Annotated in this window: 9 protein-coding genes; 1 reads left to right on the top strand and 8 read right to left on the bottom strand. The window is 34.7% G+C overall.

What is annotated here, in order from left to right; genetic code table 11:
* Nucleotides 1-4: 4 nt before the first annotated feature.
* From VFM92_RS15270 to VFM92_RS15245, 6 genes are all read right to left on the bottom strand, one after another.
* Nucleotides 5-421, bottom strand: a complete 417-nt coding sequence (locus VFM92_RS15270; protein WP_325123095.1) for a hypothetical protein — start codon at nucleotides 419-421, stop codon at nucleotides 5-7.
* The gene (locus tag VFM92_RS15265) at nucleotides 421-4,128 is read right to left on the bottom strand and encodes a T9SS type A sorting domain-containing protein (RefSeq protein WP_325123094.1); all 3,708 of its coding nucleotides are present in this window, start codon (nucleotides 4,126-4,128) and stop codon (nucleotides 421-423) included. Before VFM92_RS15265 ends, VFM92_RS15270 begins: the two co-directional genes overlap by 1 nt.
* 185 nt (nucleotides 4,129-4,313) lie before the next feature.
* Nucleotides 4,314-5,435 (bottom strand): Calx-beta domain-containing protein, encoded by a 1,122-nt coding sequence (locus VFM92_RS15260; protein ID WP_325123093.1) that lies wholly within the window; start codon nucleotides 5,433-5,435, stop codon nucleotides 4,314-4,316.
* Between the two features lie 9 nt (nucleotides 5,436-5,444).
* Complete coding sequence (locus tag VFM92_RS15255; protein ID WP_325123092.1) at nucleotides 5,445-6,920, bottom strand: SusD/RagB family nutrient-binding outer membrane lipoprotein; 1,476 nt, start codon at nucleotides 6,918-6,920, stop codon at nucleotides 5,445-5,447.
* A 20-nt stretch (nucleotides 6,921-6,940) separates the two neighbouring features.
* The gene (locus tag VFM92_RS15250; RefSeq protein WP_325123091.1) at nucleotides 6,941-10,081 is read right to left on the bottom strand and encodes a SusC/RagA family TonB-linked outer membrane protein; all 3,141 of its coding nucleotides are present in this window, start codon (nucleotides 10,079-10,081) and stop codon (nucleotides 6,941-6,943) included.
* Between the two features lie 188 nt (nucleotides 10,082-10,269).
* On the bottom strand, nucleotides 10,270-10,587 hold the full coding sequence (locus tag VFM92_RS15245; RefSeq protein ID WP_325123090.1) for a HesB/IscA family protein: 318 nt from the start codon (nucleotides 10,585-10,587) through the stop codon (nucleotides 10,270-10,272).
* A 114-nt stretch (nucleotides 10,588-10,701) separates the two neighbouring features.
* Between VFM92_RS15245 and VFM92_RS15240 the strand changes: the two genes are divergently transcribed.
* Nucleotides 10,702-11,223, top strand: a complete 522-nt coding sequence (locus VFM92_RS15240; RefSeq protein WP_325123089.1) for a hypothetical protein — start codon at nucleotides 10,702-10,704, stop codon at nucleotides 11,221-11,223.
* 57 nt (nucleotides 11,224-11,280) lie between these two features.
* Here VFM92_RS15240 and VFM92_RS15235 read toward each other — a convergent pair whose 3' ends face one another.
* Complete coding sequence (locus VFM92_RS15235; protein WP_325123088.1) at nucleotides 11,281-11,745, bottom strand: nuclear transport factor 2 family protein; 465 nt, start codon at nucleotides 11,743-11,745, stop codon at nucleotides 11,281-11,283.
* Nucleotides 11,746-11,755: 10 nt separating this feature from the next.
* Nucleotides 11,756-12,649 (bottom strand): hypothetical protein, encoded by an 894-nt coding sequence (locus tag VFM92_RS15230; RefSeq protein WP_325123087.1) that lies wholly within the window; start codon nucleotides 12,647-12,649, stop codon nucleotides 11,756-11,758.
* Nucleotides 12,650-12,715: the final 66 nt, after the last annotated feature.

The raw sequence follows: 12,715 nt of genomic DNA, 5'->3' as shown, positions 1-12,715 counted from the left end.
CTGCTCAAAATTGAGCAGCTTTTTTTGAAGTTTTTTCTCCAGTTTTAACATTTAATATTTTGGTGTAATTTGACAAGCTTTCAGAATTATCTCTAATTATACCTGGTGGAGCAATTATTTCAATTTCATAGTCAGAAATCCACTTCGCCTTACCCAAAGGCAAATTTCCCTCATCAACAATATTTTTCTGACTAACATCCATCACCACATACTTAAATCGAATCTGTCCTTCTTGTTCATCTTTAGAAGTTGCCAAAAGAAAATCTCTATTTTCATTATAATTAAATTCAATTCTCTCTTCTCCTAATGCCTCTAACGCTAAGTTGTAAATGGTATCTTGATTATTGTTTTGAGCATTTTTACTGCTTGTTGTACAAGCGCCAACAAGTAGCGCAATAAAAGTTATGAATAATAATTTCATTATTGTTTTATAATTCGTTTAGAAATCATTCTACCATTTTTAGCCTGAAGCTGAAATAAGTAAATCCCACTTTCTAAATCTGAGATATTTATCTCATTATTGTCGGATTTCAAATCATACTTTCGAACTAAAACACCATTAGTACTGTAAACCTGAAGAATTTGAAAGTCTACATGAGCAGAATTTACATTAACGAAATCAGTTGCCGGATTAGGATAAATTTTAATCTCATCTTGAATCACATTAGAATTTGATGTAATTAGGCGATTTGCAACAGTAGTCGTGTAAACATTCCCCCTTAAATATCCTCTGATAGTCACGTCATTTCTACCTATTTGGTTATATTCAAATTCAATTACTCTATTGGGTTCAGATTCTGTTAAAATTTGCTGGTCAGTATGCACTACCTCGTTATTAAATAAAATTTCGACTTTCTCATAGGGCTCATTATTTTCAAGCTCATATCTAATTTGAAGGGGTGCTTTATCTCCAGAACTCTCTTGAGATATTAAAATAGGTGAAAAATCTATCTCAGGTGTTTTAAAAGCTTGAGAAGTATATTCCTTATCTAAATAAGTACCTCTCAAATTTAATTTCACAGGTTCCAAATCAAAGAAATCATTTATTTGTACTGAATTACTACCTACAGAAAATTGAGTGTTTATGATTTCCTCTTGGTCATTCAGTAATAACTTTAAAGTAGAATATTCAACGGGTAAATTATATTTAATTTCAGCATTTCCATATCCTGAATAGCTAAAGTCAGTAACTTTCAAACTTGTATATCTTAATTCTTCTGTCTCAGCTGTCCAAATCCCTCTTCCATGCGTTCCAATTACAACCTGGTCGTCTACTATTTTCATAGACCAGATAGAAACTGAAGGAAAATCATTTCGAATATTCCAAGTCTGACCACCATCCAATGATTCATATAAGCCAATTTCAGTGCCGGCCCATAGAATATCCGTATTAAATGGCATTACTAGCAAACTATGAACGAAAACATCAGGAAAGCCACGATTACTTCCTTGTGAGCCTTCATCAAATCCTGAGATATCTTCCCAAGTTTGTCCAAGGTCTGTGGTCTTTAATATTTTTGGAAAATTTGCTCTGCTAAATAACGCATAAGCAGTATTTTCCTCTGTTGGATGAGTATAGATTCCAGTATAGAAAGCAGAAGGATTTCGAGAATAATCATTGACAGCATTGAAAGACTCGCCAGCATCTGTAGAAACAAAAAGACTTAAAGCCTCACCTGCCATTCCAGCACCGGCCCACACTATTTGGTCATTAGCTAGTGAAACTTCTACATCACTAGCACTGTTTTCACCCAGCCATCCAGGATTATCAATTAGTTTTATTTGCCAAGATCCACCAAAATCATTGCTTTTATATACTCCCGTTTCTCCAATTGCATAAATCACATCTGGATTTGAAACTGAACCAACCAATCTTGTAATAAATGGACCTTCAGTAATACCTGAAGTAGCATCAGAAAATAGTTGTCCACCATTTAACGAACGTCTTATTCCATTAAATTGAAAACCACCAATTACTTTCTGAGGATCAGTTGCATGCCATATTACCTCAAAACCATCACCTCCTATCACTGCGTTGTATGGATTCGTTTCATCTACGACCGTTCCACTCGATATCCATGTTCCATTATCTTGCATTCCTCCGATATACTTTTCTTCTCCAGGTTTTTTATCCGCACCATAAAATTGAGTGGTTACATACCCGTTGGCTAATTGGGTAATTACCTCTCCACTATTGGTAGAAATTCCAAAACCACCATCATTCCCATTTACTATCATAAATTGTTGGGTATTATCATTCATCGGTACTAGCGTTAAATGATGATGATCAGGATGTAAATTCCCTCTATTTTGATTCTCCCAATCACCATAAGCATCATAAACAGCACTAGCTTCAGATGCTGCAATGGTTTGAGTACCAAATACGATATTCATGGTAGTACTGAAATTTGCAGGTTCCCATACAGCTGATTCACTCAATACTGGCCAGAAAAAATACATGTTTGCGTACTCAATTCCACCATCCATAGCCACCTCCGTTGTGGGAGTATTCGGATCGTATTCAACATCATGTATGTAAATGTATTCCCTAGCGGCAGATAAATTCTCATCTGTTTGACTTCTTTTATTTAAGTCAAAAATTCCATCATTTTCTTGATCACGGTAAGAAACCATTAATTGACGATTAGCTTCTACATCCCATACTTCGAAAGGAACATCTTGATAATCTTCATATTTGTAATTAGAAATAGGGACACCAGCCGTTTCTCCGGCAGGAATTGTAAATCGATGCGCTTTTTGCATATTATCTCCCCCAAATCGAACTTCAATCGATACTGGGTTATTAGACGGACTATTTGATCCGCTGCCGATTTCAAGTGTACCATTATTGAATCCTGCTTCAAAACTCACTAGATTTATTACTTCTTGTCCTTCATATTCAATACCGAGGAAGGTTCTTTCGGTTTCACTTATATTAGTAGGATCAATATTAAATTTACCGATGCTCACTCCTCCTATAAAGACCTCATAAGGATCATATGGATTAACAGCAATCGAATTATCATACCATCCTTGTTCTCCCAAGAAACTTGTATTATAATTTTCAACAGCCGCAATATACCAATTTTGACCTCTATCATCAGAATAATACAAAATGGTTGGATCATTATCAGGGCCTGGAATAGATTGATAGGTAGAAGTGTACAAAATTGCAGGATTACTTGGAGAAACAGCTATTTCAAATCTGACTCCTTCTCCAATTCCATTAGAAGAAAGTGCCCAGTCATTACCAGCATTTACAGATTTGATTATTCCGGTACTATTTACACCAGCATATTGAATATTATAATTTTGAGGATCAACTTGCAAATCCTGTACTGTAGCGTTTCCAGGTGCATCGTAGGTTTGAATCCAATTCAATCCGCCATCTGAAGACTTAAATACTCCAGTATTAGTGGCTATTGTTAAAATATCAGCATTTTTTGGGTCAACTTGAATTCTATTAACAGAAAGAAAATTATTATTAGAAACAGTTGAGGGAAGTAATGACCAAGAATTACCTCTATCTATACTTTTATAAATTCCATCACCTCTTACAAAGGTTGAATTTCCTGCAAAAACCTCTCCTGTTCCTACATAAAGGATGTCTGGGTTAGATTTGCTTTGTGCTATGGAATTAGTGGACAAATTCGGTAAATCAGGAGAAAGATTCTCCCAAGATTTACCACAATCCGTAGTTCTCCAAATTCCACCACTAGCTGCACCTGCTGTCCAAGTACATTTCGATGCGTCATCTGGATCAATCGCAATTGCACGGGTTCTTCCACCTACATTTCCTGGACCTCTAGATTTAAATTGTGCATTTAATACATTTTGATTGGCAACTCTTCTACTTCTAAAAGATTTGGTTAACTCTTTATAACGATAACCTGCTTTATATTCTGAGGTTTCGGCATCTATCTTTTTTGAAATATTGTTGTAATATTTGATAAAACCATCTGGTTTCATATAAGCCTCTTTTCCAGCCTTAACTTTAGATTTCTTGGTTGACCAAGGTGCTTCAGATTTTGATGAATACTTTTCTATTTTTTGATTATCTACATACAAATAGAGCGTTGCAGTGATGAGTAAACATGAAATAATGGTGAGAATATAATTTTTGTTCATAAGGGAATTGTATTTGACCAAAAATAATACAAAATTTTACATAAAAAAAGTTCAACTTTTCAGAATAAAAAATGAAGAAATCAATTTATTACTATATCATCATTTGAATAAACTGTGTTTAACGAAACAAAAAAAGGCTATCGAAATTCGATAACCTTTTAAAATGAATTTAAAATTGTTTTATATTATTGTTCAGGAGCTACTGCATTTACAACATATGTTGTTGTTTCTCCCAATCCTATTTCACCATCTTGAGAAGTAACACCAGTTAATTCAATGTTGATTTCAGTTGGTTCTGCACCGGCTTGTACCCAGCTTTCATCTATATCTAAGACAATGCGAGTTTCGGTTTCGCCAGCAAAAACTTCTAATGAACCACCTGTTTTATCAGGATTATTCAATATAAATGGTGTACCAGCCGCATTTGTAACAGAATATTGAATTGTTACATCCTCATCTATAGCTCTGTTCAGCACAACATCTACAAAGTAATTACCTGCTTCACTTACTTCAACTTCATCAAACTCGATATCCAAATCAACAGTTTTAATATCGTCATTAATATAAACTACAGAGGATGTTGGAAATTCATCAGGATTCAATGTAACTGCAGTATTCCCAGGTCCAGTTTGAGTCACGCCTGTCAATTCAATGAAGAAATCCTTAGGTCCGTCATCAGTGTCATTATCAATCGTTAAAATGCTGATGTAACCTTCTAATTCACCTTTTTCTATGATTACCTCATCGTTCAAGATTTCATAGTCGGTTCCTTCTATTGCAGAACCGTCAGTAACATCAAATGAAATTCTGGTTTCTTCAACATTTCTTCCTGCAAGTACAGAACCTTCCACAGTTCTTTGAATCCTCACTGGGAAAAATAGTGTATCTCCTCCTGCATTATATTGCTCTTCGAAAATGTTCAAAGTATCTGTGATTCCAGCAAATTCGTCAATATCTTCTACTACTATTGTAAAATCTCCAGATAAACCTTGATTGTTTTCCACTGTTAAAGTGTACGTTCCAACTTCCTGAGCAACAACAGTTACAAATTCACCATTTCGTCCTTCGACTTGTGTTACTGTTGCAGTTCCTGCTGGTTCAATAGACCAAGTATAAGTTTCATCCATATCATGGCCTCTAACAAAATATTCAGTATCCTGATAGGTCAGAATCTCACCAGAACCTGATATCAATAAATTAGAACCAGGATTTAAACTGATGCTCTCTTCTTCTCCTTCGCAAGCCATAAAAAATACCGCTACAAAGGCAAAAAGAATTGATTTTATATAAAAATTAATATTTTTCATGATTTTTATTTAGTCTATGTCCCAAAATAAGTTTGTGTCATACTCATCACCACCAATAGCGCTTGATGCTTCAGCGTAATTTGCATTATTTAATGTTTGCTCATCATTAGGATAGATTCTTCTTTTAGGAATACCTGAAATCTCAATGAAGTTCTGATCTGGTGCATACACTACCAAATTTGCTTCTGGAATACTTTCGATATCAAGTCTTCTGATTTCAGCCCATGATTGCCATCCTTGAATATATAATGCAATATATTTTTGAACCGCAAGGTTAGTTGCAGTATAAGGATTAGCAGCAGTATAATTAATAATATCTGCCTGGCTATTTATACCCCAATATTCCATGCTAGCAGCAATTCCATTTTCATAATATTGCTGTGGAGAACCAGTTACCCAGCCATTAGCTGCAGCTTCAGCAAGTATGAAACTAACTTCTGCATAATCCATCATCATTCCTTCAAAATCAGGTTCTAATAGTTGTTCATTCAATTGAGAAACTGCACTTCTTGGAATACCAGCAGCAGTAGCACTCTCTAATCCATATGTCATCCCTACAAATGTGCCAGTAGCTGTAGCAGGCTCAAAATATTCTGCTATTCTCGGATCACCTAAACCATCTAATAAATTAATAAAGTTTGCAGTTGCACAGTAATCCTGACGACCGTTAACTATATAAGAAGTATAGAGTGGATTAACGCTTGGCTGCTCACTAATGAAATTAATAGCGGCATTATCTGCATTACTTGTGAACACATTCCCAGCAGCGAATGCAATAGTTTCCTGAGCTAATGTTTCATTTACATCAGAAAGCCTAATTCCCATTCGAAGTAATAAAGAGTTTCCAAATTTTTGCCAGTTGGTCATATTGTTATAATACACAACATCACCCCCATTGAAGGCAGGTTCCTCCACATCAATTGCGGTAACAGCTGCTTTCACATTTATAATTAAAGAATCATAAATTTCCTGCTGGCTATCATATCCAGGACTCGGATTATCTTGCCCACCTAATGATTCACTTACAGGAATATTTCCATAAATATCCACCATATTGTGAAGAGCCCATGATTTCATTATGGTAGCTATAGCATTTTGATTTGCAAGTTGTGCCGTATTTAATCCTGCTGCACCTTCTTCAAGTAACGCATTATTTTTACGAATAATTTCTTCCAAATCATTAATAGCAGTATAAAAATCCAACCAGAATGTATTATTAGTTGCTGGTCTGAATTGATATCTTACCTCATCAGAATATTCATTCTGAGCCCAATATTGTGAAATTGTCATACCAAAAGAGATATTGTCAAAAACACCATAATATCGCAATCCTAACGCTCTTTGTGCTGAAGTTAATAAATATTCATTTGGTACCTCAGCAGGTCTGTTAGGGTCTTCGTTTAGCTCGGTAATATCTTTACAACCGGTTAGGGCTGTTGCCATTACCACAGCAAACAGTATCAATGTTTTAAATATATTTTTCATAATAAATTTATCCTTTATGATTAAAATCCAAGACTTACTTTAAACCCTATGCTTCTTAAACTTGGTAATGCACCACCTTCAAGTCCTTGAACATTTCCTGAACTTGTTGAAGCTTCAGGATCAATATGTGGAACTTTCTTGTACAGTATGGCTAAGTTTCTAGCTTCTACTCCAAAATTAACTGTGGTAAATGGTGTATTGTCAATTATTGAAGAAGGTAAAGAATAACCAAAAGTTAATTCTCTAAACTTAATGAAAGTAGCATCATAAACATGAGCAGCCGCTAATCCAAATTGACCAGAGAAATAAGAAGCACCATCAATTACGGTAGTGTTCTCACCTGTTACCTCACCATTTTCATCAACATTCACACCTTCAGCCACAATCCCTACTTGCCGGATGTTACCATCTACGGTTTCTTGTGTCATACCTGAATATTTAGCGAATAAATTAGTTACTGAGTGCAGTGAACCTCCCATTCTCATATCAAATAAGAAAGACAAGTTAAATCCTTTATAACTTAAGCTATTGTTTAAACCTCCAGTCCAATCAGCCAAATAAGTACCTAAAGCCTGTTGGTCTGATGATTGAAGATAATTTCCACCGCTGCCAATCACTTTATTGCCATTTTCATCGTATACAAAATTAGCACCGTAAATTGAACCGTAAGGCTCTCCTACTCTAGCATCTAATGTTGTCTCAAAAATACCATTAGCAATTCTGTAATTTGTAATACCTTCTGCCAATTCTACCACTTCGTTTCTATTTCTAGCCCAGTTTAAATTAACATCCCATCTAAAATCACCCGTATTGATAACATTTGCACCTAGAGAAGCTTCCAACCCTTGGTTTATCATTTTACCAGCATTAATGATTTGATTTTCATAACCTGATGCACCAGAAACTCTTACTTCAAAAATTTGGTCAGTTGAAGTATTATTATAGTAAGTTAAATCAAGGAAAATCCTATCATTTAAGAATCTTAATTCGGTACCTATTTCATAGGAATTAGTTTGTTCTGGTCTTAAATTTTGATTATTCAACTCATCGGGAATTGAATAAACAGGATTAGTACCAAAGTTAGCAAGTGGTGTATAAACAGAAGTGATTCTGTACGGATCAGTATCATTACCAACTTGTGCATAACTTGCTCTTAACTTACCGAAAGAGAAAATATCTCCACCTGATAATCCATCCAATTCAGAGAAAATAAATGTTCCACTTACTGATGGATAGTAATAAGAATTATTTCCTTCAGGTAAGGTGGAAGAAACATCATTTCTTATTGTTGCATCTAAATAAACGATGTCTTTATAACCTAAGGTTGCAGAACCAAACCAGCTGTTTATCTGCTTTTGTCGAGTAAAATCAACAATCGTTGGTCTACCAGTTGAGTTTTCTAAATTATAAAAACCTGGCACACTTAAACCTCCAACTGTAACACCAATATTCTCACTAAAGTTATCAACTCGAATATTTCCTCCTATAAAGGCATTAAGAGAAAGATCGTCATTAATTTCACCTTCATACTTTAAAATCAAATCTGTATTTATTTCAGATGTTTGTCTAATTGCCTCGCTATACCCTGATTGAGCTACTGAACCTTCTGCTATTCTGTCTTCTCTTCTGTCTGTATAAAAATCAGTCAAAACTCGACCTGTAATAGATAGATTTTCAGTGAAATCGTAAGACAGTTTCATATTACCAAATACTCTGTCTCTACCATCATTTTGGTAATTTTCATATCTAATCCAATATGGATTATCGGCATATAGAGGTCTTGCAATATCAGATGATATCCTATTCCAAGATCTTTGTTCACCTGTAGATTCAACTTTGTAATTTCTCAGTTCATCCATATCAAGTTGTCTTTGACCAAAATGATTGAATTGAACCATCAAATCACCATACCCTTGAGATGGTCTACCTAACGCTTCAGTTTTTACATAGTTTACCCCTGCACTTGCTGTCAATTTATCAGATAAGGCATAAGAGCCGTTGAAATTAACAGTATTTCTTTGCATCTCACTATTTGGAACAATATGAGTCAAATCCATATTGGTGAATGATAAACGGAATGAACCTTTATCATTTCCTCCAGAAAGAGAAACATTATTGTTATACTGGACACCTGTTTGATAAAAATTACTGATATTATCAGGATGCGCGACCCAAGGAGTTTCCTCACCAAAATTTGGATGATCTTCATAGTAGCTATACCATTGTCTTACTGGTCGACCATCAAGTCTTGGTCCCCAACTTTGGTCAACGGCAAAACCAGCTACTTTTTGCCCATTTTCAATGGTAAATGGTCCGAAACCACCACCAAATTCATTTTGGTAATCTGGCAAAAACATTGGATTTGAAAAAGATACACTTGAATTTATTCTCACACCAATGCCTTCACCTTTTCTACCTTTTTTGGTAGTGATAATAATTACACCGTTAGATGCTCTATTACCATAAAGTGCTGCAGCACTAGCTCCCTTCAAAACAGACATTGATGCTATATCAGCCGGATTAATATCTTGAGCTGCATTACCATAATCTACTCCACTAGCACCTCTTTGCTGATTAGCAGAGTTAAAATTTGAATTGTCAATAGGAACGCCATCTACAACAAAAAGTGGTTGGTTATTTCCTGCAATTGAATTGGCTCCTCTAATTAAAATATTTGAAGACCCCCCCATAGCACCCGTGTTACCGCTAATCTGAACACCTGCAATTTTACCTTGTAAAGAGTTTATAACATTAGTTTCACCAGAATTAACAAGCTCATCACCTTGTACTTCCTGAACGGAATATCCTAAGGATCTTTGTTCTCTTTCTATTCCTAAAGCTGTTACAACAACTTCAGATAATTCACGGATATCTGGTTGCATGGCAACATCAATAACAGATCTTGAACCAATTTCAACTTCCCTGTCGGCCATTCCAATAAAGGTAAACACTAGTGTACCACCATCAGAAGGGACAGAAATCTTATAGTTCCCGTCCAAATCTGTAGTCATTCCCCTAGAGGTACCTTTGATTAATACATTCACACCTGGTAAGGTTTGTCCTGACTGAGCATCAGTGACAGTTCCACTTACAGTGCGATCCTGCGCCCATGCGTGTAACACGAACACTAACATGAGACATGTTAATAGAATCTTCTTCATTACTGTTTGTTTAGGTTAAAAATTTATTTCACTTCAGACAAACTTAACAAAGAATTAATACTGGCAAAATATTCGTCTCCTTTTTATATGCTTTTATCTAAATTTATTACATAAGTTAACGATGATTCATATAAGATATTTGAATATTTATATATTGAGTAATTAAATTCTAATGAGCATATTAGCTTTTAATTGAGTTCTTTTTCAATTTCTGGGTTCACAAAAACAAATCCTTTTGCATCATTTCCATTGTGAAATCTCACTTCCATGCCAATAACATACATCACATGACCTTTATCAATATAAACTGGAATTCCGTCAACCTCAAAGGTCTTATCAGTGTTTTTTGGCTTATCAAATCCTAAAATATAATTCATCCCAGCTGCACTACAGCCACCTCCACCTCGGACTCCTACTCGCAAACCGTAGCCATCAGGAATATTTTTATTCTCCATTATATTACGTACTTCTTTAATTGCTTCTTCTGAAATTTTAACTGGAATCATAAATTGTTTTTAACTCAAGAACGAATGAATAAAAACAAAAGTTTGGCACATCGGCTTGCTTTTATTTGATGCGAAATTAACTAAATTTGAAAATCATCTTAGAAAAAAAACTTTATGGAGCCTATTTGGGACTTATTTAAAATTATAATTCCAGCTGGAATCGTTTTATATGCAATGTTTTTAACTGTAAAAACCATGATGCAAAAACAGAATGAAGCAAAAATCATAGACATTAAAGCAAAAAACAAAGAAATCGTTTTGCCTATACGGCTTCAAGCTTATGAAAGAATGAGCCTTTTTCTAGAAAGAATTTCGCCTGATCAAATTATAAAACGAGTGCAACAGAACGAAATGAATGTTGCTGAACTTCAATATTTACTTTTAAATGAAATTAGGGAAGAATTCAATCATAACTTATCACAGCAAGTTTATATGAGCGATGAAGCTTGGAAAATTATCAAGAATGCCAAAGAAGAATTAATCATGGTGATAAATCAAGCCGCCAAAAACCTTGATCCGGAAGCTAAAAGCCTTGAGTTAGTAAAAAAGATTTATGAGGATTCCTTAGAAAAGAAAATTGATAGTATTGAATATGGTCTTAGTTTTCTTAAAAATGAAATTCAACAAGAGTTTTGATAAGTACAGAGTATTTGGTGCTAAGTACTGAGATAACTCAATTTGAGATTCGGTAGATTATTCTTTGATTAGCTCTAAGAACTTATCGATTTTATTATTGTCAACGGTCACGGATAAATCATAGAGCGCAATTTTCCAACCATCAGGTCTCATGACTAATACAGCTGTTCCTTTACAGACTCCCATCCAGGTATCTAATTTTTCATATAACCATGCAGTTTTACCATCTTCTGAAAAATAAACATCTCTTTCAGTAGCAGTAAATGCCCAAGCCGATTCTTCTTCAAAATACTCTTTAGCCCATTCTGCCATTTCATCTCTTGTCCACTTTTCAGTTTTATCGGTTCCCAAGTAAATTCCTTTTTCTGTCATGCTTCCAAAAAACAGTTCTTCATTTGCATTGGCTGCAGCTTTATGCCAATTATCCATAAACTGGTTGATTGTTTCTGTGGGAGTTTGAGCCATCAAATACATAGGGAAGAGTACTAACCCAATGTTAGCCAAAATTTTTATGTTTTTCATTTTATAAATATTAATTAATCTTCACTGTAATTGCTATAAATGGTATACCAGTGGGTATAATATCTGCAATTTGTTGATTATATAGAAACCCAATATCATAACTAGCAGTCTCTGTCAAGTATCTTCCGCCATAAAACACAAAACCTAAATTTCCATCAAATTCAGATGGTAAATAAAACCCTTCTGTAACCACCACTAATTTCTTTGAAACTCTAGCCATTCCTGCTAATGAGTAAAATGGACTTGCACTTTGCACGCCACTTAAGCCTGCTAAATAAACCGTACCTGTTATATTCAAATCAGGCTCTCCTACCGTAAATCCTGTATTCAAAATAGCGGCAGCTCCACCACCTCCTTGAAATGAAAATCCTGCAAAAGCGTCCAATCCCACTTTATAATGAACGTATTTACCTAATTGTGTCGTGAATTGAGGATTAACATAAAGAATGGGCACTCTAAAAACTAATGCCCAAATACTTGTCCCTACTCCAATTGAGAAATTATCGCTCAACCCTCTATGAAAAGTCATTGGATTATTTCTGATATAATTTTCGCCTTTCTTATAATTAAATGCTGACGTACCTACCATATAACGAACAGCATTAATTTGCTCCAGTTTATTGTCATTACCGAAATCATCTGCCTCATTCCCGCCAAGAGACTCTATTTTTTTAATCCTATTGGTTGGTATTTGCAGAGTTCCAACGCTTTCTGTTTCAATTTCTAAGAAATCTTTATTTTGACTGATAAAAAATCCTTTATAAATCTCTCCCGTTTTAGTGTATACGATTACCTTGGCTCTTAATTTTTTATTAGATTCTTCAATTTTTGGATCCTCAATTTGAGCAAGTGATAAAGAACTTCCAGAAAAAATAAGAAAAAGGGATATGATTAGTTTTTTCATTACTAAAAGTAAAATCGGTTCAAATTATATAAATTTACTTAACGTTAAAGAATAAAATGAATTTTA

It is taken from the genome of Marivirga sp. (genome assembly GCF_035704835.1).
Taxonomy (GTDB): Bacteria; Bacteroidota; Bacteroidia; order Cytophagales; family Cyclobacteriaceae; genus Marivirga.
Note: the sequence above shows the minus strand (reverse complement) of the source record. Positions and strands in the feature narration are given on the sequence as shown.